Origin of the sequence: Bradyrhizobium sp. SZCCHNRI1009 (assembly GCF_032487575.1) — a bacterium.
Classification (GTDB): Bacteria; Pseudomonadota; Alphaproteobacteria; order Rhizobiales; family Xanthobacteraceae; genus Bradyrhizobium.
The window spans coordinates 72,720-96,322 of sequence record NZ_JAUEUL010000010.1 but is presented as its reverse complement, the minus strand read 5'-3'; the positions used below and the strand labels follow the sequence as shown (position 1 = coordinate 96,322).

Annotated in this window: 21 protein-coding genes; 8 read left to right on the top strand and 13 right to left on the bottom strand. The window is 66.1% G+C overall.

Going from position 1 to position 23,603, the window contains the following annotated elements; all coding sequences use genetic code 11:
- Positions 1 to 81 precede the first annotated feature (81 nt).
- Entirely contained in the window at positions 82 to 483 is a 402-nt protein-coding gene (locus tag QX010_RS18850; RefSeq protein ID WP_316181108.1) for a hypothetical protein, read from the bottom strand.
- A 290-nt stretch (positions 484 to 773) separates the two neighbouring features.
- Between QX010_RS18850 and QX010_RS18845 the strand changes: the two genes are divergently transcribed.
- From QX010_RS18845 to QX010_RS18820, 6 genes are all read left to right on the top strand, one after another.
- Positions 774 to 1,829 (top strand): ABC transporter substrate-binding protein, encoded by a 1,056-nt coding sequence (locus QX010_RS18845; protein ID WP_316181107.1) that lies wholly within the window; start codon positions 774 to 776, stop codon positions 1,827 to 1,829.
- Positions 1,830 to 1,915: 86 nt separating this feature from the next.
- Complete coding sequence (locus QX010_RS18840) at positions 1,916 to 3,706, top strand: glucan ABC transporter ATP-binding protein/ permease (RefSeq protein WP_316181105.1); 1,791 nt, start codon at positions 1,916 to 1,918, stop codon at positions 3,704 to 3,706.
- 173 nt (positions 3,707 to 3,879) lie between these two features.
- Positions 3,880 to 5,298, top strand: a complete 1,419-nt coding sequence (locus QX010_RS18835; RefSeq protein WP_316181104.1) for a D-alanyl-D-alanine carboxypeptidase family protein — start codon at positions 3,880 to 3,882, stop codon at positions 5,296 to 5,298.
- A 187-nt stretch (positions 5,299 to 5,485) separates the two neighbouring features.
- Positions 5,486 to 7,177 (top strand): long-chain fatty acid--CoA ligase, encoded by a 1,692-nt coding sequence (locus QX010_RS18830; RefSeq protein WP_316181102.1) that lies wholly within the window; start codon positions 5,486 to 5,488, stop codon positions 7,175 to 7,177.
- Positions 7,178 to 7,316: 139 nt separating this feature from the next.
- Positions 7,317 to 7,802 carry a peroxiredoxin gene (locus QX010_RS18825; RefSeq protein ID WP_315804617.1) on the top strand — a complete coding sequence of 162 codons (486 nt, stop codon included), beginning with the start codon at positions 7,317 to 7,319 and terminating at the stop codon, positions 7,800 to 7,802.
- Between the two features lie 194 nt (positions 7,803 to 7,996).
- Entirely contained in the window at positions 7,997 to 9,340 is a 1,344-nt protein-coding gene (locus QX010_RS18820) for an FAD-dependent oxidoreductase (RefSeq protein ID WP_316181100.1), read from the top strand.
- Positions 9,341 to 9,387: 47 nt separating this feature from the next.
- Here the strand turns inward: QX010_RS18820 and rnhA are convergent, their stop codons facing one another.
- The 3 genes from rnhA to ispH form a co-directional block, all read right to left on the bottom strand.
- The gene (gene rnhA / locus QX010_RS18815; protein ID WP_315736125.1) at positions 9,388 to 9,852 is read right to left on the bottom strand and encodes a ribonuclease HI; all 465 of its coding nucleotides are present in this window, start codon (positions 9,850 to 9,852) and stop codon (positions 9,388 to 9,390) included.
- Complete coding sequence (locus QX010_RS18810) at positions 9,849 to 10,823, bottom strand: homoserine kinase (RefSeq protein ID WP_316181099.1); 975 nt, start codon at positions 10,821 to 10,823, stop codon at positions 9,849 to 9,851. The genes rnhA and QX010_RS18810 overlap by 4 nt, the downstream gene beginning before the upstream one ends.
- Positions 10,824 to 10,970: 147 nt before the next feature.
- Positions 10,971 to 11,939: a 4-hydroxy-3-methylbut-2-enyl diphosphate reductase gene (ispH, locus tag QX010_RS18805; RefSeq protein WP_315804620.1), complete on the bottom strand. Its 969-nt coding sequence runs from the start codon at positions 11,937 to 11,939 to the stop codon at positions 10,971 to 10,973.
- A gap of 268 nt (positions 11,940 to 12,207) precedes the next feature.
- Between ispH and QX010_RS18800 the strand changes: the two genes are divergently transcribed.
- Positions 12,208 to 12,903, top strand: a complete 696-nt coding sequence (locus QX010_RS18800; RefSeq protein WP_315804621.1) for a DUF1013 domain-containing protein — start codon at positions 12,208 to 12,210, stop codon at positions 12,901 to 12,903.
- A gap of 298 nt (positions 12,904 to 13,201) precedes the next feature.
- Here QX010_RS18800 and QX010_RS18795 read toward each other — a convergent pair whose 3' ends face one another.
- The 6 genes from QX010_RS18795 to QX010_RS18770 form a co-directional block, all read right to left on the bottom strand.
- Entirely contained in the window at positions 13,202 to 13,933 is a 732-nt protein-coding gene (locus tag QX010_RS18795; protein WP_316181096.1) for an OmpW family protein, read from the bottom strand.
- A 183-nt stretch (positions 13,934 to 14,116) separates the two neighbouring features.
- Positions 14,117 to 14,389 carry a hypothetical protein gene (locus tag QX010_RS18790; protein WP_315804623.1) on the bottom strand — a complete coding sequence of 91 codons (273 nt, stop codon included), beginning with the start codon at positions 14,387 to 14,389 and terminating at the stop codon, positions 14,117 to 14,119.
- A gap of 350 nt (positions 14,390 to 14,739) precedes the next feature.
- Entirely contained in the window at positions 14,740 to 16,644 is a 1,905-nt protein-coding gene (locus QX010_RS18785; RefSeq protein ID WP_316181095.1) for a propionyl-CoA synthetase, read from the bottom strand.
- 122 nt (positions 16,645 to 16,766) lie between these two features.
- Positions 16,767 to 18,149: a tetratricopeptide repeat protein gene (locus tag QX010_RS18780; RefSeq protein ID WP_316181093.1), complete on the bottom strand. Its 1,383-nt coding sequence runs from the start codon at positions 18,147 to 18,149 to the stop codon at positions 16,767 to 16,769.
- Between the two features lie 98 nt (positions 18,150 to 18,247).
- The gene (locus tag QX010_RS18775) at positions 18,248 to 18,997 is read right to left on the bottom strand and encodes a tetratricopeptide repeat protein (protein ID WP_316181275.1); all 750 of its coding nucleotides are present in this window, start codon (positions 18,995 to 18,997) and stop codon (positions 18,248 to 18,250) included.
- Between the two features lie 118 nt (positions 18,998 to 19,115).
- Complete coding sequence (locus tag QX010_RS18770; protein ID WP_315804626.1) at positions 19,116 to 19,286, bottom strand: hypothetical protein; 171 nt, start codon at positions 19,284 to 19,286, stop codon at positions 19,116 to 19,118.
- 34 nt (positions 19,287 to 19,320) lie between these two features.
- Here QX010_RS18770 and QX010_RS18765 point away from each other — a divergent pair, with 34 nt between their 5' ends.
- A complete protein-coding gene (locus tag QX010_RS18765) occupies positions 19,321 to 20,091 on the top strand; it encodes a hypothetical protein (RefSeq protein WP_316181091.1) in 771 nt (256 codons plus the stop codon).
- Between the two features lie 112 nt (positions 20,092 to 20,203).
- On the opposite strand, the gene QX010_RS18760 is transcribed toward QX010_RS18765, so the two are convergent.
- Genes QX010_RS18760 through QX010_RS18750 form a run of 3 tightly spaced genes read right to left on the bottom strand, consistent with a single transcriptional unit; the run spans position 20,204 to position 23,492 of the window.
- Positions 20,204 to 21,004, bottom strand: a complete 801-nt coding sequence (locus QX010_RS18760; RefSeq protein ID WP_315804628.1) for an SDR family oxidoreductase — start codon at positions 21,002 to 21,004, stop codon at positions 20,204 to 20,206.
- A 23-nt stretch (positions 21,005 to 21,027) separates the two neighbouring features.
- Positions 21,028 to 21,402 (bottom strand): DUF1850 domain-containing protein, encoded by a 375-nt coding sequence (locus tag QX010_RS18755; RefSeq protein ID WP_315804629.1) that lies wholly within the window; start codon positions 21,400 to 21,402, stop codon positions 21,028 to 21,030.
- The gene (locus QX010_RS18750; RefSeq protein WP_316181274.1) at positions 21,399 to 23,492 is read right to left on the bottom strand and encodes a TRAP transporter permease; all 2,094 of its coding nucleotides are present in this window, start codon (positions 23,490 to 23,492) and stop codon (positions 21,399 to 21,401) included. The genes QX010_RS18755 and QX010_RS18750 overlap by 4 nt, the downstream gene beginning before the upstream one ends.
- Between the last annotated feature and the right edge of the window lie 111 nt (positions 23,493 to 23,603).

Below are 23,603 nucleotides of genomic sequence, written 5' to 3'. Positions count from 1 at the left end.
TGGCCCGCATATTAACGTTCGCAGCAGGCAAGAAAAAATCCGCCGGCACGGGGCCGGCGGATCGTCTCATCCGATCTCACATCACCAATGCGGGTGATGATGATAGCCGCCACCGTAATAGGGGCCGCCGCCGTAATACTGATAGCGCGGCCCGTAGCCGTAATAGGCCGGCCGGCCATAGTAATAATTGTCCTCGTAGTAGGAACGGCGGTTCTGCGCCGCCGCGATGGCGAGGCCGGTGCCGACGATGCCGGCAAAGGCAGCCGCAGCCGCCGCACCGCCATTGCCGCGATAGTGGCGCCGGCGCGCGCTGACATCGGTCAGGCCGCCATCATTGGCCGTCTTGGCGACGACGCCCTTCTCGGCCGGCGCGGAGCCGGCAAAGGCGAGTGTCGGCTGCACGGCCGTCAAAGTCACCGCGGCCACCGTCGCCAGGACGGTAGCACGGCCAAAGCGGGAAAAACTTCCGCGCTGTGCGATCATATGTTTTCTCCGTACGATCCAATCTCGCGTATCAACTCGCGAACTGCGCCCACAGTTCCCCTCGCGAAACCCGGAGTCGAAGCCGCAAATCGCCGCAGGCCTTGCTCATGGACCATTCACATTCGATCCGACATGATCAGGCACCGCCGGCCCCGAGCGGGCAGCGAGAAAGCGACGTTGTCACGAAATTGACATGACGATCCCGCGGCTCGATCCCGCGACGGCCGGCGAACTGATTAGAATACCGGCGTGACAAGACCGGTACGGCCTGCGAATACCGGCGTGACATGATGCGCATGCGACGATCCCTCACCCTGCTTGCTTTGGCGTTCCTCGCCGTCGTCGTCGTGCCCTCATGCCTGTCGCGACAGGAAGCTGCGGCGGAGGAGCCGAAACGTCCGGTCGCCGTCATGTTCGCGCTGGATCGGCCGCTCGATGGCAGCATGGCGCCCCTGGTCCTCGCCGCCAGCCGCGGGCTGTTTGCCACCGAAAGCGTGACGGTCACCATCACCACGGCCAAGGGCTCTCCCGATGCGATCGCGCGGGTCGCTTCCGGCGAGGCCGACATGGCGCTCGCCGACATCAACGAGCTGATCCGCTATCGCGACGCGTCGAACAGCCAGCCGGTCAAGGCCGTGTTCGTGCTGTTCAACAGGGCGCCTTACGCGATCATCGCGCGCAGGAGTCGCGGCATCAACGGGCTCGGCGACATCGAAGGCAAAACGCTCGGCGTCGCCGAGGGCGACCTCTCGATCCGGCTGTGGCCGGCGGTCGTGAGGCACAACCATCTCAGGCCCGAGACCATCAAGCTGTCGCGCGTCGGCGCGGCCGTGCGCGAGCCGATCCTGTCGGCCGGCCAGGTCGATGCCGTCAGCGGCTTCTCGTATCTCTCGGCGATCAATCTGCGCGACCGCGGCGTGCCCGCCGCCGATCTCGCGGTGCTGCGCTTCGCTGATTATGGCTGCGAGGCCTATGGCCATGCGGTGATCGTCAATCCCGGCTTTGCGGCCAAGCAGCCGGCTGCCGTGAAGGGCTTCCTGCGCGCGCTGACGTCGGGCCTCCAGCTTGCCATCAAGGACCCTGCCGGCGCGATCGCCGACGTGGTGGGCCGGATGGATGACGGCTCCCGCGAGCTCGAGCTGCAGCGGCTGCAGAGCGTGCTCGTCGACAACGTGCTGACGCCGGACGTCCGCCGCGATGGCATCGGCGGCATCGATCCCGCCCGGTTCGAGCGGGCCCTCGACCAACTCGCCGAGGACGGCAAATTCCACCACAAGCGTCCGCAACCCGCCGACATCTTCGACGACAGCTTCCTGCCGCCCGCCGACAGCCGGCTGGTCAACTGAGCGCTCGCCGCGGCGGCCGTTCCCTTGCTAACATGGCGCCGCGCGCCCAGCGCTGATTCCAACTGCCGACACGAAGCGCCCCGCCCATGTCCCTGCTCCGCATCTATGCCCGCGTGCTCCATCTGCTCGGAAAGGAGGCGCGGCTCGGCTGGTTTCTCGCGATCGCCAACCTGGCGCTGGCGGTGGCGCAGTTCGCCGAGCCGGTGCTGTTCGGACGCATTGTCGACTCGCTCTCGGGCAACGCCTCGACCAGCACCGCCTGGCCGCTGCTCGCGGCCTGGGCCGGATTCGGGCTGTTCACGATACTGGCCAGCGCCTGGGTCGCGCTGCAGGCCGACCGGCTGGCGCACCGGCAGCGCCATGCGGTGCTGACGAGCTATTTCGAGCACATCTTGCAGCTACCGCTGACGTTCCATTCCGGCACCCATTCCGGCCGGCTGATGAAGGTGATGATCAACGGCACCGACGCGCTGTGGAAGCTGTGGCTGTCGTTCTTCCGCGAGCACTTCGCCGCGATCATGTCGGTGCTGGTGCTGCTGCCGCTGTCGCTCTATCTGAACTGGCGGCTCGCGATCCTCTTGTTCGTGCTGTGCGTGGTGTTCACCGTGCTGACGACCCTGGTCGTACGCAAGACCTACGGCATGCAGAGCGAGGTCGAGGAGCATTACAGCGACCTGTCGGCGCGTGCCTCCGACGCGCTCGGCAACGTCGCGCTGGTGCAGAGCTTCGTGCGCATCGATGCCGAGGTGCAGGGCCTGCGCACCGTGGCCGGACAATTGCTGTCGGTGCAGATGCCGGTGCTCGGCTGGTGGGCGCTGGTGACGGTCATCACGCGTGCCTCGACCACCATCACCGTGCTCGCGATCTTCACGCTGGGCATCGCCCTGCATCAGGCCGGACTGACGTCCGTGGGCGAGATCGTGATGTTCGTGTCGTTCGCGACCATGCTGATCCAGAAGCTCGAGCAGGTCGTGTCCTTCATCAACAACGTGTTCATGGAGGCGCCGCGGCTGGCCGAGTTCTTCACCGTGCTCGATGCGGTGCCGGCCGTGCGCGACCGCCCCGACGCGATCGAGGTCGGCCGGCTCTCGGGCCTGGTCGAATTCAACGACGTCTCGTTCTCCTATGACGGCAAGCGTCCGGCGGTGGAGGACCTCACCTTCACCGCGCTGCCCGGCCAGACCATCGCGCTGGTCGGACCGACCGGCGCCGGCAAGTCGACCGCGATTGCACTCTTGCATCGCGCCTTCGATCCGCAATCCGGCTTCATCAGGATCGACGGCATGGACGTCCGCGGATTGAAGCTCGCGGCACTGCGCAGGAACATCGGCGTCGTGTTCCAGGAGGCGCTGCTGTTCAATCGCTCGATCCGCGAGAACCTTTTGGTCGGCAAGCCGGACGCGACCGACGAGGAGCTGCGCACCGCCGCCGCGCGCGCCCAGGCGCTCGACTTCATCGATCGTGCCGACCAGGGCTTCGATACCAACGCCGGCGAACGCGGCCGCATGCTGTCCGGTGGCGAGCGCCAGCGGCTCTCGATCGCGCGTGCCCTCTTGAAGGATCCTCCGATCCTGATTCTCGACGAGGCGACCTCCGCGCTCGATGCCGTCACCGAGGCCAAGCTCAACGCGGCGCTCGACGAGGTGATGAAGGGGCGCACGACCTTCGTGATCGCACACCGGCTCTCGACGATTCGCAATGCAACGAGAATCCTGGTGTTCGAGAACGGGCGCGTGATCGAAAGCGGAACGTTCGATGAACTCGTTGCCAAGGGCGGCCATTTCGCGGAACTCGCGAGGGCCCAGTTCATGGTGCAGGAGAACGCACGCGCGTCGCTTGTCGCGCCGGACAGCGACGGCACCACCGTCAAGGCCTGATCGCGGGACGCTTTCATCGTGGAATTGAATGGCTGGGCTCTGTTCGCCAGCGTCGAGCCGGTATAGGTTCGCGACCTGCCGCAACCGAAGCGGCACCGGACACGCTTGAAACCCGAAAGCCCGTTTGCCCACCTCGCCGCGCGAGGCGGGTCTCAAAGGACCGGATCTGACCAGTGCAGACGCTTCGCCTGTTGTTCCGCTATTCCCCGATCAAGATCATCGTTCTCGCTGCCGCTCTCGTGCTCGCGCCGCGCTGGGCCCATGCCGAGGCGCTGCTGCTCGTCGAAGCCGACACCGGCAAGGTGCTGGAAGCGCAGAACGCGACCTATCCCTGGTACCCAGCATCAGTCACCAAGCTGATGACCGCCTATGTCACCTTGAAGGCGGTCAAGGAGGGCAGGATCACGCTCGACACGCTGTTCACGGTCTCGCCGACCGCGGCTTCGCAGTCGCCGTCGAAGATGGGCTACCGGCCGGGCACGCAGCTCACCGTCGACAACGCGCTCAAGATGATGCTGGTGAAGTCCGCCAACGACATGGCGGTGGTGCTCGCCGAGGGCGTCGGCGGCTCCATCGACGGCTTCTCGGCGATGATGAACGACACCGCCCGCAAGCTCGGCATGACGCAGACTAGCTACGTCAATCCGAACGGACTGCCTGCCGACGGCCAGATCACCTCGGCGCGTGATCTCGCGATCCTGGCGCGCGCCATCATCCGCGATCTTCCCGAGTACGAATACTTCGTCCACATCCCGTCGATCCGCTACGGCCGCCGCGTGGTGCAGAACTTCAACAAGCTGATCGGGCGCTATCCCGGCGCCGACGGTTTCAAGACCGGTTTCATCTGCGCCTCGGGCTACAATCTGGTGGCCTCGGCGACCCGCAACGGCAAGCGCCTGATCGCGGTGGTGCTCGGCGCCTCCTCGGGACAGATGCGCGCCGTGCGCGCGATCCAGATGCTCGACCGCGGCTTCAACGGCAACCAGCTGAGCTGGCTGAAGTCGCCGCTCGGCACGGTCGATCAGTTGGCCCCGGTCGACGCGACGCCGCCCAACCTGCGCGACGACATGTGCAACGGCCGCCGCCACCGGCCGGCCAGCGACGAGGACGAGGACACCGTTGCCGGCGCGGACGGCGAGGCGACCGGCGGCACCCTGCTCGCCGGCCTGCAGGCGCAGTCCATGAAGCCGTCCGAGTTGCTGGCGGCGGCCCCCGCTCCGTCCGAGCCGGTCGTGGTCTACACCGGCCCGACGCGCACCGGCGCGGCGCTGATCGCAGCTGTCGCCGCCGATGCCGACGCGCAGACCCCGGCCAGGCACCGCGGCAAGAAGGCGCATGCCGCCGCCCGCAAGGATGCCAAGCCGGCGACCCGGACCGCCGCCAAGACCGATGCGGATGCGAAGGCCGCGGCCAAGCCGTCGGATGCCAAGCCGTCGAACGCCAAGCCGGGCGCGGCACGCCACGTCGCCGCCAAGCACGAAGCCGGCGGAAAACCGGCGGAAAAAGCCGGCTCCGACGCGCCCAAGCCCGCCAAGCCCAAGGCCGCCGCAAAGCCGAAGACGGACGGCAAGCCCGCGCCGAAGGACGGCTGATCCCGCGCGGCGCATGCTGACGCAGCCGGCAACTGGCGCGGGCCCTCGGCCCGGACTGCCTGTACCTCCCCTTTCATCGACGCGCCGGCCGCTTGCCTTGAACGGCCGGAAATTCGATATTGGCGCCGCCGGCCCCGGAGAGGCGGCTGCCGATATACGAACAAGAGACGATCAGAGAGGAAGGGTCATGGAGCGCATCTGGCTCAAGCACTATCCGGCCGGCGTTCCCGCCGATATCGATCCGGGCAAATACCCGTCGCTCGTCGACCTGCTGGAAGAGAGCTTCAAGAAATTCGCCGATCGCCGCGCCTTCATCTGCATGGACAAGGCGATCAGCTATCGCGAGCTCGACGAGATGTCGGTCGCGATGGGCGCCTATCTGCAGGGCCTGGGTCTGGCGAAGGGTGCGCGCGTCGCACTGATGATGCCGAACGTGCTGCAATATCCGATCGCGATCTCCGCGGTGCTGCGCGCGGGCTACGCCGTCGTCAACGTCAACCCGCTCTACACGCCGCGCGAGCTCGAGCACCAGCTCAAGGATTCCGGCGCCGAGGCGATCATCGTGCTGGAGAATTTCGCCCACACCGTGCAGCAGGTGGTGGGACACACCCAGGTCAAACACATCGTCGTCGCCAGCATGGGCGACCTGCTCGGCTTCAAGGGCGTGATCGTCAACCTCGTCGTCCGCCGCCTCAAGAAGATGGTGCCGGCGTTCTCGCTGCCGGGCGCCGTGCCGTTCAACGATGCGCTCGCCGCCGGCCGCGGCAAGCGCTTCCAGAAGCCCGCCATCGGCCCCGACGACGTCGCCTTCCTGCAATATACCGGCGGCACCACCGGCGTCTCCAAGGGCGCCACCTTGCTCCACCGCAACGTCGTCGCCAACGTGCTGCAGAACGACGCCTGGCTGCAGCCGGTCATGGACCGGCCGCCGCATGTCGATCAGCTGCTGATCGTCTGCGCGCTGCCGCTCTACCACATCTTCGCGCTGACCTGCTGCTTCCTGCTCGCAGTGCGCGCCGGCGGCGCCAATCTGCTGATCCCCAATCCCCGCGACATTCCCGGCTTCATCAAGGAGCTGATGAAGTATCAGGTCAACACCTTCCCGGCCGTCAACACGCTCTACAACGGCCTGCTGCATCATCCTGACTTCAAGAAGATCGACTTCTCCAAGCTCAAGGTCTCCAACGGCGGCGGCATGGCCGTGCAGCGCCCGGTCGCCGAGCAGTGGAAGCAGGTGACGGGCTGCAGCATCGCCGAGGGCTACGGCCTGTCGGAGACCGCGCCGGTGCTGACCTGCAACGTGCCGACCTCGACGGAGTTCACCGGCACCATCGGCCTGCCGTTGCCGTCGACCTGGCTGTCGATCCGCGACGATGACGGCAACGAGGTGCCGCTGGGACAACCCGGCGAAATCTGCGCCAAGGGCCCGCAGGTGATGGCAGGCTACTGGAATCGTCCCGACGAGACCGCCAAGGTGATGACGGCGGACGGCTTCTTCCGCACCGGAGACGTCGGCGTCATGGCCACGGACGGCTCGGTCAAGATCGTGGACCGCAAGAAGGACATGATCCTCGTCTCCGGCTTCAACGTCTATCCGAACGAGGTCGAGGAGGTCATCGCGACCCATCCGGGCGTGCTGGAGACCGCCGTGATCGGGTTGCCGGACGAGAAGACCGGCGAGGTCGTCAAGGCGTTCGTGGTGAAGAAGGACCCCAACCTCACCTCCGAGGACATCATCAAGCACTGCCACGAGCAGCTCACGAACTACAAGGTGCCGAAGCAGATCGAGTTCAGGACCGAGCTGCCGAAGACCAATGTCGGCAAGATCCTGCGCCGGGAGCTGCGCGACGAGAAGAAGAAGCCGGCAGCGGCGGCCTGATCCGTTGGCGGGGCGGCAGCGTTGTGCGATGACGGAGTCGTGATCGCGGCGGGCCGTTGCCGTTTCCGGCCTGCCGAATAGTGTAGCGCGCACCGCGCAAGACAGATCCAAGACACATCCAGGGGAAGGAGTAACTCGAATGACCATAAAGGTTGGCGATAAGCTGCCGCAGGCCCAATTCCGCGTCATGACCGGCGAAGGCCCGCAGGTCAAAACCACCGACGACATCTTCAAGGGCAAGAAGGTCGCGCTGTTCGCGGTGCCCGGCGCCTACACCGGCACCTGCCACAAGATGCATCTGCCCAGCATCTTCCTCAACGCCTATGCGATGAAGGACAAGGGCGTCGACACCATCGCGATCGTCTCGGTCAACGACGCCTTCGTGATGAACGCCTGGAAGCGCGACACCGACCAGCGCGACGAGGCCGTGTTCCTGGCCGACGGCAATGCCGAGTTCACCAAGGCGATCGGCATGGAGCTCGACGCCTCCGGCGCCGGCCTCGGCATCCGCTCGAAGCGCTACTCGATGCTGGTCGAGGACGGCACGGTCACCAAGCTGAACCTCGAAGCCGCCCCGGGCAAGGTCGAGGTCTCCGGCGGCGACACGCTGCTCGGGCAGCTGTGACGGCGATCAGGCGCGCTGGACGGCTCGATCCGGATTCGACCGTCAAGGCGCTAGGAGCGGCCGACTCCAACGGATAAGTCCAGGATATGCGGCGAAGGGCCGGGGGAATCTCTCCCGGCCCTTGCTTTTTGCGCGCTGTCGACGTCCCAGCCCGGCCCTCCACGCTCGGCCGTCGACCGGGGAAAGGCCGCGCAATGGACCGCCTCGGAAGTGACCTCGCGAAGACATTTTGCGCCGAACCGAAGTTGCATGACGGCGTTAGAGAGGCCGGTTCCTCAGTTCGCCGGGAGGTCGACATCTTCAACGATCAGCCGCAACAAATGCAGCAGGACGACGTCCGGAGCGTCAGGCCGCCCTGGCCGGATGTACCGTCGTTTTCGACGGCGGCCGGTGTCGCGAGTTTTCGCTGCGACGTCCTGATCGTCGGCGCCGGAATTACCGGCGCGATGATGGCTGAACGGCTCACCCGCGAAGGGCACGACGTCGTCCTGATTGATCGCGAGCAGCCCTGCCGCGGCAGCACGGCCGCCAGCACCGCCATGCTGCTGTGGGAAATCGATCGACCACTCGGGCAGCTTGGGTCGCTGATCGGCTTCGACCGCGCCGCGCGATGCTATCAGGCCAGCCTGCGCGCGGTGACGGAATTGAAGCGCCAGATCTCGGAGCGGACGCTGCCCGGTGAATTGCGGGCCCGCCAGTCGCTCTATCTTGCGCGCGATGACGACTCGAGGGTTTTGCGTGACGAGCTCGCGCAACGCACCCGAGCCGGGCTGCCCGGCATCTTCCTTGATCACCGCACTCTCCTCGACAATTTCGGCTTCGCCCGAGCGGGCGCGATCCTGTCCCCCGGTGCCGCCGACGCTGACCCGGTGCAGTTGGCAGGCGGCCTGCTGTCCCTGGCGCGGTCGCGAGGCGCACACCTTGTTCAAGGCAATGCCGTCTTCTTCGACTGCGGGAAAGCAAGGGTGACCGTCGGCCTCGACGACGGTCACGAGATCGAGGCTCGTCACGTCGTGCTGGCAACCGGCTACGCGATCCCCCGAATCGTCAAGCCGACGATCCATCGCGTGACGTCGAGCTGGGCCATTGCCACCGTGCCCCAGCCGCAGAATCTCTGGAAGGACGAGGTTCTGATCTGGGAGGCCAGCGACGACTATCACTATGCCCGCACCACACCGGACGGGCGGATCATCTTCGGAGGCGAGGACGACGACGAGCTCATCGAGCCGGACGCTCGTGACCATGCCATCCCGGAGAAGTCGCGGCGCCTGGCTGCAGAACTCTCGGCCCTATGGCCGCACGCTATTCTCGATACCGACTATCAATGGTCCGGAACATTCGACACGACCGATGACGGGCTGCCTCTGATCGGCGTCGTCCCGGGCTATAAGAACGTATACGGCGCCTACGGATATGGCGGCAATGGAATCACGTTCAGCTACCTCGCCTCGGAGCTCGTCGCGACGCTGATCGGAGGCCGCAGCTCCCCCTTGCTTGACGATTTCGCCATCGAGCGCAGCCCACTCGGAGGGACGTGACGAGAAGGCGACGCCACGATCGATGACGATCGACCGTGGCGATCGGGTCAGCCTCGCACGTTCTTCTGCATCCGCGCCATCGCCACCCCATCGCGCGCGAGCTGGTCGGCGCGCTCGTTCTCGGCGTGCCCCGCATGGCCCTTGACCCAGTGCCAGTTGACCTTGTGCGGCTTCAGCGCGGCGTCGAGCCGCTGCCACAGCTCGGCGTTCTTGACCGGCTTCTTGTCGGCGGTCTTCCAGCCGTTGCGTTTCCAGCCATGGATCCAGCCGGTGATGCCCTGCCGGACATATTGGCTGTCGGTGTAGAGCTCGACCTGGCACGACTTCTTCAGCGCTTCCAGCGCCGAGATGGCGGCCATCAACTCCATGCGGTTGTTGGTGGTGTGCGGCTCGCCGCCCTTGAGCTCCTTCTCCTTGTCGCCGAAGCGCAGGATCGCACCCCAGCCGCCGGGCCCGGGATTCCCCGAGCAGGCGCCGTCGGTGTAGATGCTGACGACCGGATGCTCGCTCACGCCACTGCTCCACCGATGCCGTAGTCGCGCACGCTGGTCACCGCCTGGTGGAAGCGCAGCTTGCGGGCGTATTCCAGCGGATCCTTCGGCTTGACCAGCGCGCCCGGCGGCACGTTGAGCCAGTCCACCAGCCGCGTCAGCAGGAAGCGGATCGCCGCGCCTCGTGCCAGCAGCGGCAGCGCCTCCAGCTCCGCCTCCGACAGCGGCCGGACGCGGCCATAGGCGTTGAAGAAGGCGCGCGCCTTGGTGACGTTCAGCGAATGATCGGACTCGAAGCACCAGGCGTTGAGACAGATCGCGACGTCATACGCCAGAATGTCGTTGCAGGAGAACGGGAAGTCGATCAGCCCCGAGAGCTTGTCGCCGAGGAAGAACACGTTGTCCGGAAACAGGTCGGCATGGATGACGCCCTCCGGCAGATCCGTCGGCCATGCGCGCGAGAGATGATCGAGCTCGGTCGACAGCAGCGCGGAGAGGCCGGCCTGCACCGTGTCGGCGCGGTCGCCCGCCTGGGCGAACAGCGAGCGCCAGCCGGACACCGAGAGCGGATTCTTGCGCACCAGCGGAAAGTCGCGTCCGGCGAGGTGCATCTGCGCCAGCGCCGCACCGACCCCGGCGCAGTGGGTGACGTTCGGCTTGCGCGGCCACATGCCTTCCAGGAAGTTGATGATCGCCGCGGGCCGGCCGGACAGGCTCGAATACACCGCGCCGTCCCGATTGCGCGCCGGCTGCGGACAGCTCACGCCGCGCTCGGCCAGATGCGCCATCAGTCCCAGAAAATACGGCAGGTCGTCCACCGCCACGCGCTTCTCGTACAGCGTGAGGATGTAGGAGCCCTTGGTGGTGTGGAGCAGGAAGTTGGAGTTTTCGACCCCTTCGGCGATGCCCTTGTAGGACAGCAATTCGCCGATGTCGTAGGTCTTGAGGAAGTCCGCAAGCTCGTCGGCGGCGACGTCGGTATAGACCGCCATGCGCTATCCCAGTTGTCGAAGTTCGCCTGCCCCCGCCTCTCCGATGCGAACTTCATCACCGGACAGGCCCGTTGCGCCCTTCATCGCGCATGCCGGCGCCGGGTTCAAGGCCGAGAGGCCGCCGAGGGCGGAAAACAAGCGGCCGGCTTACTCGGCGGCCGCTTCCGGACGCAGCGAGCGCGGCAGCGGGAAGAACTCGTTCTCCTCGGCCGCCGACACCGTCTCGACATGCAGCACGTAGCGCTCGGCAAAGGCACCCATGATCTCCTCGACGATCACCTCCGGCGCCGAGGCACCGGCGGTGATGCCCAGGCTCTTGATGCCCTCGAAGCGCGCCCAGTCGATGTCCGAGGCACGCTGCGCCAGCACCGCAATCGGGCAGCCCTCGCGCTCGGCGACCTCGCGCAGGCGCTGCGAGTTCGACGAGTTCGGCGCACCGACCACGATCAGCGCGTCGACCACCGGGGCCACCTTCTTGACCGCCAGCTGGCGGTTGGTGGTGGCGTAGCAGATGTCCTCCTTGTGCGGGCCCGAGATGTTCGGGAACCGGCCCTTGAGGATCGCGACGATGTCCTTGGTGTCGTCGATCGACAGCGTGGTCTGGGTGACAAAGGCGAGGTTGTCCGGGTCCTTCGGGGTGAAGGTCGCCGCGTCCTCGGCGGTCTCGATCAGGGTCACGGCGCCGGCCGGAAGCTGGCCGACCGTGCCGACCACCTCCGGATGGTGCGAATGGCCGATCAGCAGGATCTCGCGGCCGCGCTTGAAATGGATCGCGGCCTCGCGGTGGACCTTGGTCACCAGCGGGCAGGTCGCGTCCAGGGAGAAGAAATTGCGCGCCTGGGCCTCGGCGGGAACCGACTTCGGCACGCCATGCGCCGAAAAGACCACCGGTGCGTTGGTACTGTCGGGAATCTCCGCCAGCTCCTCGACGAAGATGGCGCCCTTGGTCTTCAGGCTGTCGACGACGTATTTGTTGTGCACGATCTCGTGGCGGACATAGACCGGGGCGCCATAGATGGCGAGCGCCCGTTCCACGGTGTCGATGGCGCGCACCACGCCGGCGCAGAAGCCGCGCGGCGAGCAAAGCACGATTTTGAGGTCTGGTTTGGCTGCCATGGGGCTGGTCTGAGCTGATCTGTGCGGGCTGGTTTCGGCGACCACGGACCCCCGGGCCGGCAAGCGGGGGCGGTCGATACGCGAAGAGCTTGGGTCTGACACTCGTTTGGGTAGGACTTGGGACTGCTTTCGAGCGCTGTCAAGGCCGTTTTCTCCAGGCCATTGCGCCCCGCCCCCGGGACGGCTTATATAGGGCCAATTCCCGTCATCGCCGATGACCACAGGTTTCGCCTCCCAGGGCCGGGGCGGAGCACAAAGGAGATTTGCCATGAGCAACGCCCCGCTGATGCCGAAGGCAACTGCCGTGTGGCTGGTCGACAATACTGCGTTGACCTTCGACCAGGTCGCCGATTTTACCAAGATGCACCCGCTCGAGGTGCGCGCCATCGCCGACGGGGACGCCGCCCAGGGCATCAAGGGCATGGATCCGATCTCGACCGGGCAGCTCACCCGCGAGGAGATCGAGAAGGCCGAGCGCGACCCGAACTACCGCCTGCGGTTGCAGGAGAGCAAGGTGGTGCTGCCGCCGCAGCCCAAGCGCAAGGGCCCCCGCTACACCCCGGTGTCGCGCCGCCACGAGCGCCCGAGCGCCATCCTCTGGCTGGTGCGGAACCATCCCGAGCTCAAGGACGCCCAGATCATGCGCCTGGTCGGCACCACCAAGACCACGATCGCCAGCGTGCGCGACCGCACCCATTGGAACGCGCAGACGCTGACGCCGATGGATCCGGTGACGCTCGGCCTGTGCTCGCAGATCGAGCTCGACTTCGAGGTCCAGCGCGCCGCCAAGGAAAAGCCGCTCGACGCCAATTACAGCGGCGCCACCCTGCTGCCGGCCTCCGAGACCACCCGCAAGGACGAGTACGAGCCGGCGGGCCGCGACGAGGACGATCTCAACGTCGACGCCGTGTTCGCCAAGCTCAAGACCATCGGCGGCAAGAAGCAGGACGAGGACGAAGAGTAGGACGCGCGGCGTCCATCTCTATCGGCCATCAACAGCGCCTGCCACAATCATCGGTGTCGTCCCCGCGAACGCGGGGACCCATAACCACAGGCTTGCGGAACGGCCCAAGCCGGTCGTGGCTAAGCGCCTCGTCCTTCATTCCCGCCGCGGCGTATGGGTCCCGGCTCAAGGCCGGGACGACAGCGGTGGGGGAGGCGTGAGCTCCAGCCAAACTCAAAACTAGCCAGCAGCAATTCTCCCCCAAAAAAATGGCGCCGGGGATGCCGGCGCCATGCAGTCTTGGGAGGAACGCGACAAATCAGAACTTGTAGGTGACGCCGACGCCGACCAGCCACGGATCGATGTTGGCGCGGCCGGTGACCGGAATTGCGCCGTTGACGGTCGCCGAGTAGTTCGGCTGCAGCCACAGCTTCTTCACGTCGACGTTCAGGCCCCAGTGCCTGTCGAGCATGTAGTCGAAGCCGAACTGGACCGCGGCGCCCCACTGGTTGGAGATGTGCAGGTTGGTGACGGCAAGGCCGTTCCACACCTGGTTTGCGGCGCTCTGGTTGAAGAAGACCGTGTAGTTCACGCCCGCGCCGACATAGGGTTTGAAGGCGCCGAAATCGGTGAAGTGATATTGCAGGGTCAGCGTCGGCGGCAGCAGCCAAGCCTTGCCCATGTTGAGACCGTCGAGCGAACCGGTGCCGCCGATGGAATGCCGGGTGACGCCGAGGATCAGCTCGGCCGCGATGTTCCTGGTGAAGAAGTAGCTGATGTCGAGCTCGGGCACGACCGAGTTGGAGATCGACAGGCCGGAATTCGGCGACGACAGCGCCGGCACGCCGGTCACGTTCACGGTGGAGCCGCCGGCATCCGGCAGCACGCCCAGCGCGCGGACACGGAGCATCCACGGATTCCACGCCTCGACCACCGGCGCCTTGGTGTAGACCGGCGCCGCCTGCAGGTCGGCTGCTTGCGCCGAGCCCATGGCTCCGCAGATCGCCGCCAGCACCAGCAGCGACGACGAGAGTTTCAACATCCTGTTCATCGAGATCCCCATAGCCACCCTTGAGCAACATCTGCGCGGGCACGGCCGCGCCTTGCGGTCACAGATGTGGCAGGGACGCCATGGAGTTGGATTTGATCTTAATCAATCGGCATTGTTGCAGCGCCGATGTCACGCAACTGTTGCATCGAAGTCACGCGCCATGAGAGGCGCTTGCACTGGCGCTCAGGGCCGGTCGGGGTGGTTCATCATGTATTCGCCGAGATCGCGCTGCCGGCGGTCGGCACGCGCCTCGGCGCGCTGCCGCTGCACGTCGCGGTCCTTGCGGCAGGCGACATATTCGGCGGAGCCCGGCGCGACCTTGCCGCCGGCCTGACAGACCGCATCATCATCGTCATTGCCGAGCGCCACCGCAGGACCCTGGTTGCGCGAGGCGCAGGCCGAGAGCGAAAGCACGGCCATCAGCACCAGGGCCAGGCGGGCGGAGGTCTGTCGCATCGAACGTTCCATTCTCGTCAATCGGGCGGTCCGGCCCGTTGCTTGACGACAATGGGCGCCCGGGTCAAGCCCGAGGGCGCGGATGTCGACGCCTCATGATGCTCCAGGGCAGAGCCGTGTTCGAGTGCAACTTGTGCTCCTCACCCTGAGGAGCCCGCCAGAGGCGGGCGTCTCGAAGGCGAGGCCCCCACTGCAGCCTCATGGTTCGAGACGCGCCTGTCGGCGCTCCTCACCATGAGGGGCAAGCGACGGAGCGGCCGCTGCATACGGGACCATGAACACGCTGTTTGCGTGTTCATGGAGAGGCTTGAGAGTGACCCGCGCCGCCCGGTAACCTGAGCAGCGTGACGCTACACCCGGCTCTTCAGTGCCTCGCCGATTTCCTCGAGCACCTTGGGATCCTCGATCGTGGCCGGCATGCTCCATTGCTCGCCGTCGGCGATCTTCTTGATCGTGCCGCGCAGGATCTTGCCGGAGCGCGTCTTCGGCAGCCGGCCGACGGTGATGGCGAGCTTGAACGCGGCGACCGGTCCGAGCTTGTCGCGCACCAGCGCCACGATCTCCTTTTCGATCTGCGACGGGCTGCGCGAGACGCCGGCCTTGAGCACGATGAAGCCGCAGGGCACCTCGCCCTTGATCGCATCCTTGATGCCGAGCACGGCGCATTCCGCGACGTCGGGATGCGACGCCAATATCTCTTCCATGCCGCCGGTCGACAGCCTGTGGCCGGCGACATTGATGATATCGTCGGTGCGGCCCATCACGAAGATATAGCCGTCCTCGTCCTTGTAGCCGGCATCGGAGGTCTTGTAGTAGCCGGGGAATTCGCTGAGATAGGATTCCTTGAAGCGCTCCTCCTGCTGCCACAAGGTCGGCAGGCAGCCCGGCGGCATCGGCAGCTTGATCACGATCGAGCCCATCGTGTTGGCGGGCACGGGCTTGGCGGCTTCGTCGACGATGTCGACCTGGTAGCCCGGCATAGGAACCGTCGGCGAGCCGTGCTTGACCGGCAATAGCCCGATGCCCACCGGATTGCCGGCGATGCACCAGCCGGTCTCGGTCTGCCACCAGTGGTCGATCACCGGCACCTTCAATTGCTGCTCGGCCCATTCCACCGTCGGCGGATCGGCGCGCTCGCCGGCCAGGAACAGGGTGCGGAAATGCGATAGATCATATTTGCGCAGGAAAGTGCCTTCCGGATCCTCCTTGCGGATGGCGCGGAATGCCGTGGGCGCGGTGAACAGAGCGACCGCCTTGTGATCGCTGATGACGCGCCAGAACGCGCCGGCATCGGGCGTTCCGACCGGCTTGCCCTCATACATCACCGAGGTCGCGCCATGGATCAGCGGGCCGTAGATGATGTAGCTGTGGCCGACCACCCAGCCGATGTCGGAGGCGCACCACCAGACCTCACCCGGCTTGATGCCGTAGAGATTCTCCATCGACCATTTCAGCGCGACGAGGTGCCCGCCATTGTCCCGCACCACGCCCTTCGGCTTGCCGGTCGTGCCGGACGTGTAGAGGATGTAGAGCGGATCGGTCGCCAGCACCGGCACGCATGGTGCCAGCTTGCCATTGGCGAGCGCGGATTTGCGCAGCGCCGCCCAGTCGTAGTCGCGGCCGGGCTTGAGCTCGCAGACATGCTCGGGACGCTGCAGGACGATGCAGGCCTTGGGCCTCTTGTCGGCGAGCTCGATCGCCTGGTCGAGCAGCGGCTTGTACTGCACGATGCGGCCGGGCTCGATGCCGCAGCTCGCCGACAGCACGAGCTTCGGCGTGGCGTCGTCGATGCGGGTGGCGAGCTCCTTGGCGGCGAAGCCGCCGAACACCACCGAATGCACCGCGCCGATGCGCGCGCAGGCGAGCATCGCCACCATGGCCTCCGGCACCATCGGCATATAGAGGATGACGCGGTCGCCCTTGGCCACGCCGAAATCCTGCATGATCGCGGCGAGCGTCTGCACCTCCTTCAGCATGTCGGCATAAGTGAGCTTCGTGACCGAGCCGGTGAGCGGCGAATCGTGGATCAGCGCCAGCTGATCGCCGCGGCCTGCGGCGACGTGACGGTCGAGCGCATTGTAGCAGGTGTTGACGACGGCCCCGGCAAACCAGCGGCCATAGGCGCCCATCGCGGGATCGAAGATGGTCTTGGCCGGCTCGATCCAGTCGATCGCGCGGGCGGCCTCGGCCCAGAACCCTTCCGGGTCCTGCAGCGACCGTGCATGGACCTCGTGATAGCGGCTCGCAGCGCTCATGACGTTTCCCCAAGATCTGTGTTTATTCCCGAGTATTGTCACGGGACAAAGCGACAGTTCAAGCCGTCATGAATTGATCCAGATCAGGCGCAACCTGGAGTCCGGTCACTTTCCCGGGCGGATCAATGCCCTGCGTCGCGCAGCATGTCCAAACGTCGCTGCAGGGCTAGACGAAGGTCGTAGCCGGGCTTGCCGAACCGGGCATTCCGTTCGGCGATGAAGTCACGCTGTGCGCTGCGCAGTTCGGCCGCAAGGCGACCACGGGACGATTTGAGCCGGCGAGCGTAGCTCTCGGCGATGCCGAGGTCCAGCACCGACAGCTGCGGGTCGGCACAGATGACCTTCTCGACCTCGCGCACGGCGGTGGTGCATTCGAACGACGGCCCGCTGCGCTCCGAAGGCGCATTCAACGGGCGCGGCGGCTCGGCGCCGAACGTCTTGATCTCGGCCAGCATGACGCGCCGGCCGGCGATGGCATTGTCGTTGCCGGGATCCAGCCGCAGCGCCGCCTCGTAATCCGCCAGCGCCTTGGCGCGTTCGCCCATCTTCTTGTACAGCACCGCACGGTTGTTGTAGGCGAGCGCGAAATTCGGATCGATCCGCAGCGCAGCGTCGTAGTCGCCGAGGGCCGCGCCGAGCTCGTTCTTGAACTGATGGGAATCGCCGCGATTGGTGAGGAAATTCGCCCGCTGCTCCATCCGGATCGCCTGGTCATAATCGGCGATCGCCTTGTCGTACTCCTTCATGGCGGCGTAGGTGAGGCCGCGATTGTCGTAATATTCCGACACCTTCGGATCGCGCCGGATCGCCTCGTCGTCATCGGCCAGCGCCTTGTCCATCTGGCCGAGCTTCTTGTAGGCGGCGGCACGGTTGGTGAAAGTGCGGGGACGTTCGGGGTCGAGCCGGATCGCCTCGTCATAGTCGCGCACCGCCTTCTCATTGTCGCCGCGCAGGTAGAAGGCGACGCCGCGGTCGGCATAGGCCTGCGCGAAGTCGCGCTTCAGCCGGATCGCCTGGCCGTAGTCGGCCAGAGCGCGATCGAGACGGCGCTGCTCGGTATAGACAACGCCACGCAGCTCATAGGCTTCGGCGTCATTCGGATCGAGCGAGATCGCCATGCTCAGATCGGCCGCCGCCTTGCCGGCATCGCCACCGGCCTCGCGCATCAGGTCGCCACGCAGCCGGTAGGCGCGCGCATTCTTGCCGTCGAGCGCGATGGCACGGTCGAGGTCCTTCAGGGCCTGGGTCATGCCGCCCGAGGTGCGGGCACGGGCGTCGGCGCGGGCGACCAGGGCGATGGATTGATCCTTGGGCGAATTCGATGCCTGCTGGATTGCGGTCGAGCAGGCGGCAATGAGTTCGGACGGTGGCGCCTTGCTGCCCAAAGCGCATTCGGGGTCCGCGGCGAATGCAGGCTGGGCCCCGAGGCCAAGGACGAGGCCGGCCGCAAGACGCAGCGCGAGGTAGGATGAGCGGGATGAAATCGAATGGATGAAAGCGTGCATCGGCGTGGGCTCGGAATTTCGACTGTTGCGGGTTGAGACGCTGATCTCCCCCGTTGTCGTCTCCGGCCGGAACCCGGTTCAAGCGGCCACGCCGATGATCAATAGCCGTCGACGCCGTTCAGCCGCCGCAGGCGGTCCTGCATCGCCTTTTTGAGATCGTAGCCGGGCCTGCCAAAGCCGGCGTTGCGCCGCGCGATGAACGCGTCCTGTTCGCGCTGCAGGGCGCGTGCCGCGGCGGGGCCGGCCGCCTCGCGAACGACGCGGGCCTGCGCGCCATCGATCTCGCGATCGAGATTGGCGAGCTCCGGATCGGCGCAGATCGCCTTTTCCACGGCGCGCCGCGCCGCGGAGCAATTGAAGCTCGGCCGGCCCGCGACGGCCATCTGCGCGCCCATGCGCTCGAGCTCCACTGCGAGCGCGTGATAGTTGCTGCGGGCGCTGGCGTGATCCGGATTGAGCCGCAGCGCCGCGGCGAAATCGGCCAGCGCCTTCGGACGGTCGCCCTTCTTGCGATGCAGTTCGCCGCGTGCATTGAAGATGCTGGCGAGCGTCGGGTTGAGCTGCAAGGTGACGCCGTAATCGGCGATGGCGCGATCGATCTCACCCCTGGTGATGAAGATCGAGGCGCGCGCGATCAGTGCGTTGATGCGATCGGCCCTCGCGGCCTTGGGATTGTCGATCACGGCGCCGCATTCGGTCAGCACCTTGTCGCCATCGCGCGCCTCCGAGGCCGCCATGCAGGCACCGGCATCCACCGCCGGCTCCTTGCCAGGCTCGGCCGCGCCGACCGCATGGGCCTGGGTCGAAGCCAGCCATCCGAGCGTGACCAGCGCGGCAAGGCGCAGCAGCCCATCCCGGCGACCGGCTGCAACCCATGAGGAGGCGGATGAGGTCAAGGCAGATGGCTCTCTCAGGTGGTGGGCGATCCGGCACGGCGCGCGGGGCGTAACCGCCTCTGCGGCGACTTCAACTATACAGCGGCAGCAGCGGTGCGACAGTCCTTTCCTGCAGAAGGCAACCCTTGCGAATGGGGCTCGCGAGCTGATCGCGGCCCCCGGCTGAAATGCGCGTGATCGTGCCGCGCATTCCCTTCAAGATGTTGTGGATGCGCGCCCCGGCGACGTCCTCGATCGTCATTTGAACCTGTTGCGGTTCCCGCAGACACAACCGCATGACTATTCTGACCGACAATTCGCGCGCACGCGGCGTCGTTGAGTCCCCTGCGCGCTATTTCTATTTCAACATGGCTCTGGCCTGCATGGCCATTGCGATCATCGGCTTCGCGCCGACCTACTGGCTGCCACTGGCCCGCGGCTCATTCTCCGGCGCGCCCGTGATTCATTTCCACGGCTTCCTGTTCTTCACCTGGACCTTGTATTTCGCGCTGCAGAGCTGGCTTGCCGCATCCGGACGCACGGCGTGGCACCGCTCGTTCGGCATCTTCGGCGTATCGCTCGCCACGGCGATGACGATCTTTGGCTTCCTCGTTGCTATCGAGGCGATGAAGCGTTCCGCGGCGATGGGGCAGGCCAACGAGGGCATCGCCTTCGCCATCGTGCCGCTCAGCGGCATCGCCTTCTTTGCCGTGGTCTTTACGCTCGCGGTTATCCATCTGCGCCGGCCGGAAACCCACAAGCGGCTGATGCTGCTCGCCGGCATCTCGCTGCTGGACGCCGCCGTGGCGCGCTGGTTCCTGACATTCCTGGCGCCCCCCGGTCCGCTCGGCCCGCCGCCGGTGTTCGTGACGATCCCGCCGGCCTTCGTCGCCTACCTGCTGCTCGTCGTCGCGATCATCCACGACCGCCGCACGTTCGGACGCGTCCACCCGGTCTACATCTATGGCGGACTCGCGCTGATCGCCGTGAAGCTGCTGAACTGGCCGATCAGCGTGACGTCGGCGTGGCACGCGATCGGCGGCAGCATGCTGGCAATGGCGCAATAATCGCGCAGTGTATCGCACCTCGTCATTGCGAGGAGCCGCAGGCGACGAAGCAATCCAGAGTCCTTGCTCGGCCCTGGATTGCTTCGCTTCGCTCGCAATGACGCAGAGAGAGTTAGCTTCTGCAGGTCAGTCCGCCATCGACCACAAGCATGGTGCCGGTGACATAGCGCGACTCGTCGGAGGCGAGGAACAAGGCGGCATTGGCGACGTCGAAGGCGTCGCCCATATGTCCCATCGGCACCTGCGCATCCCGCTTCTTCCACATCTCCTCGACATCGCCCTTGGCGTAGCTCGCGGCCAGCCCCGCGGAGTGCTCGACCATCGGCGTCTTCATCAGCCCAGGCAGGATCGCATTGACGCGGACGTGCTTCGGCGCGAACTCGACCGCGGTCGTACGTGTCATCTGGTTCATCGCCGCCTTGCTGGCGCCATAGCTGACATAGGAAATGCCGACCTGGCGGATCGAGGCCACTGAGGAGATGTTGATGATGGAGCCGCCGCCCTGCCCGATCATCACTGGAATGACGTGCTTCATGGCGAGATAGGCGCTCTTCAGGTTGACCGCGAACACGCGGTCCCATTCCGCTTCATCGACATCGACCACGCTGCCCATCTCGGCAATGCCGACATTGTTGTCGAGCACGTCGATGCGGCCATAGGCGGCAACGCAAGCCTTCACCATCGCCTCGACCTCGACGGCCTTCGAGACATCGGCGGTGAACGCCTCGGCCTGCCCGCCTTCGCCTGAAATGATCGAGGCCGTCTCCGCGGCGGCGTCCTTGTTGCGGTCGACGCAGAACACCTTGGCGCCCTGCCGCGCAAAGGTCACGGCCGTGGCCTTGCCGTTGCCCCAGCCCGGCCCGATCGAGCCCGCACCGACCACCAGCGCCACCTTGCCCCTGAGACGATCCATCGCGTTCTCCCGTCGTTTGTTCGTTATTCGGTACAGGCGCTCATCGTGATCGTCGCGGCGCCGATGTCATGGCCGAAGATGTCCGACAGCGTCCGGCATTGCCCGTCCGCGCAGATGCGCCACTCGCCGGCCGCGCCGGAATTGGCGAGCACGATCCGCGACAGCGGACCCCGCTGGGCCTGCCATTGGAACCAGCCATCGACCAGCCGTGCCTCCGGCGGCGGCTCCATGCCGGCGCCGGAGCCCTTGACGCGGGCCTGCACCAGTTCGAGACCGTCAGGCGTGACGCGCCAGTCCTCCTGCCACGCGGTCTTCTCGACCGAGTGGGTCCAGGCCAAGGTGAAGCCGGCGAGGGCCAGCGCCTTCACCACACCCGATGACGCGAGGCAGAGGCTCAAGCGGAGGCCGCCACGGCAGCCGGCGGCCGCTGCCGCCACTGCCACGCCACGATCACCACCGCCAGTGCAAATCCCAGCATGTCGCTGTAGGGAAATTCGCCGAGCAGGCAGACCGACGCGACAAACGCCAGCAGGCGCTCGACCAGGGTCATGCGCACGTACAGGAAGCCGATCGCCACCATGCCGAACAAGCCGATCGAGATCAGCGCCTTGACGGAAGCATACGTCACCGCGCCGATGAAGCCGAGTTGCGCCTCCATCGGGTCACCTGGCTGCAGCATCAGCGCGGGCGAGTAGACGAACAGAAACGGAATGACATAGCCGGCGAGCGCGATCCGCATCGCCTCCCACCCGATCTTGTCGGGATTCTCCTTGGCGATCGGGGCGGCGGCCAGCGCGGCCAGCGCAACCGGTGGCGAAAGGTCGGCCATGATGCCGTAGTAGAACGCAAACATGTGACTCGCGATCAGCGGCACGCCCAGCTTGGCGAGCGCGGGGGCTGCGAGCGCCGCGGTGATGATGTAGGTCGGGATGGTCGGGATGCCGGTGCCGAGCAGGATCGACAGCAGCATGGTCATGATCAGCGCCGCGAACAGGCTGGTCTTGCCGAGGCCGATCACCCAGCCGCCGAAGATCGAGCCGACGCCGGTCTGCGTCATCATGCCGATGATGACGCCGACGATCGCGCAGGCCATGCCGACGGTCAGCGCCGACTTCGCACTTTCCGCCAGAGAATCGCGGCAGGCGTGCAAGGTGCCCATGCCGCCGCGCACGAAGCCGGTGATGACGATGAGCGCGACGACGACGGAGGCGACGGGAATGATCTGCAGGCCGTTGCGCGACAGCGCGCCGACGACGAGCGCGAGCCCGATCCAGAAGACGTAGCGCAGCACCTGGTTGGAGAAGCCCATGGTGATCGAGGTGCCCAGGATCAGCGCCACCGTCAGCGCGAGTCCCATCGAGCCCGCATACAGCGGCGTGAAGCCCTCGAACAGCATGTAGACCAGCGCGGCGAGCGGCAGCACGAGATACCAGCGCGCCACCAGCGCCTTCCAGGCGCTCGGGATCTCCGACGGCTTCATGCCGGTCAGGCCGTGCTTGCCGGCCTCCAGGTGCACCATCCAGAACGCCGAGGCGAAATACAGGATCGCCGGGATCACGGCGGCCTTGACGATCACCGAGTAGTCGACGCCCAGCGTCTCGGCCATGATGAAGGCGACGGCGCCCATCACGGGCGGCATGATCTGGCCGCCCATCGACGCGGTGGCTTCGACGCCGGCCGCAAAGGCGCGGCGGTAGCCGAACCGGATCATCAGCGGAATCGTGAACTGGCCGACGGTGACGACATTGGCGACGCCCGAGCCCGAGATCGTGCCCATCATGCCCGAGGCGAATACCGCGACCTTGGCCGGACCGCCGCGGGTGCGACCGAACAGGCCGAGCGAGACGTCGGTGAACAGCTGGATCATGCCGGCATGCTCGAGGAACGAGCCGAACAGGATGAACAGGAAGATGTAGGTCGCCGAGACGTAGATCGGCACGCCGTAGAAGCCCTCGGTGCCAAACGACAGATGCGTGACGATCTGATCGAAATCATAACCGCGATGGTTGAGCGGCGCCGGCAGATACTGGCCGAAGAACCAGTACAACAGGCAGGCGCCGCACATCAGCGGCAGCGCGAGTCCCATCAGCCGGCGCGTGCCCTCGAAGATCAGGACCGCCAGCAGGGTTCCGACCACGAGATCGACGCGGGTCGGATCGCCATCGCGCGCGATCAGGTCGGCGTAGAAGATCCACTGATAGAGGCCGCAGAGGAAGCCGATGGCGCCGACGGTCCAGCCCGCGATCCGTCCCGCATCGGTCCTGGCGGTGAAGTTGCCGATCAGGCCGAAGGTGAGCAGCAGCAGGAAGCCGACATGGACGCCGCGCACGACCTGGCTCGGCAGATAGTTGAAGGCGGCGACGTAGAGCTGGAACACCGCGAACGCGAGACCGATGCCGTAGGCCAGATAGCCCCAGCGGCCGGGACCGAAGCCCTCCGGAAAGCCGTGCTCGAAATTGTCGAACTCGACCTTGACCGGCGTTTCCATGTTAACGGCTTCGATCGTCATCATCCCCCCAGGCGCTGCTGACCATGGCCGCAATCAGCTGAACGACAAGACTGCGCGAAAGGTTTCCCGCGCAGGCGGTTGCGAATGACC

Excerpts from the sequence above, each read along its gene's own strand:
- QX010_RS18800 (WP_315804621.1), top strand. The coding sequence starts at position 12,208 with ATGAGCAACGCCCCGCTGATGCCGAAGGCAACTGCCGTGTGGCTGGTC.
- QX010_RS18810 (WP_316181099.1), bottom strand. The coding sequence starts at position 10,823 with ATGGCGGTCTATACCGACGTCGCCGCCGACGAGCTTGCGGACTTCCTC.
- QX010_RS18840 (WP_316181105.1), top strand. The coding sequence starts at position 1,916 with ATGTCCCTGCTCCGCATCTATGCCCGCGTGCTCCATCTGCTCGGAAAG.
- QX010_RS18750 (WP_316181274.1), bottom strand. The coding sequence starts at position 23,492 with ATGGAAACGCCGGTCAAGGTCGAGTTCGACAATTTCGAGCACGGCTTT.
- QX010_RS18785 (WP_316181095.1), bottom strand. The coding sequence starts at position 16,644 with ATGAGCGCTGCGAGCCGCTATCACGAGGTCCATGCACGGTCGCTGCAG.
- QX010_RS18820 (WP_316181100.1), top strand. The coding sequence starts at position 7,997 with ATGGACCGCCTCGGAAGTGACCTCGCGAAGACATTTTGCGCCGAACCG.
- QX010_RS18850 (WP_316181108.1), bottom strand. The coding sequence starts at position 483 with ATGATCGCACAGCGCGGAAGTTTTTCCCGCTTTGGCCGTGCTACCGTC.
- QX010_RS18760 (WP_315804628.1), bottom strand. The coding sequence starts at position 21,004 with ATGGATCGTCTCAGGGGCAAGGTGGCGCTGGTGGTCGGTGCGGGCTCG.
- QX010_RS18830 (WP_316181102.1), top strand. The coding sequence starts at position 5,486 with ATGGAGCGCATCTGGCTCAAGCACTATCCGGCCGGCGTTCCCGCCGAT.
- QX010_RS18765 (WP_316181091.1), top strand. The coding sequence starts at position 19,321 with ATGACTATTCTGACCGACAATTCGCGCGCACGCGGCGTCGTTGAGTCC.
- ispH (WP_315804620.1), bottom strand. The coding sequence starts at position 11,939 with ATGGCAGCCAAACCAGACCTCAAAATCGTGCTTTGCTCGCCGCGCGGC.
- QX010_RS18770 (WP_315804626.1), bottom strand. The coding sequence starts at position 19,286 with ATGACGATCGAGGACGTCGCCGGGGCGCGCATCCACAACATCTTGAAG.
- QX010_RS18845 (WP_316181107.1), top strand. The coding sequence starts at position 774 with ATGCGCATGCGACGATCCCTCACCCTGCTTGCTTTGGCGTTCCTCGCC.
- QX010_RS18780 (WP_316181093.1), bottom strand. The coding sequence starts at position 18,149 with ATGCACGCTTTCATCCATTCGATTTCATCCCGCTCATCCTACCTCGCG.
- QX010_RS18795 (WP_316181096.1), bottom strand. The coding sequence starts at position 13,933 with ATGAACAGGATGTTGAAACTCTCGTCGTCGCTGCTGGTGCTGGCGGCG.
- QX010_RS18790 (WP_315804623.1), bottom strand. The coding sequence starts at position 14,389 with ATGCGACAGACCTCCGCCCGCCTGGCCCTGGTGCTGATGGCCGTGCTT.
- QX010_RS18825 (WP_315804617.1), top strand. The coding sequence starts at position 7,317 with ATGACCATAAAGGTTGGCGATAAGCTGCCGCAGGCCCAATTCCGCGTC.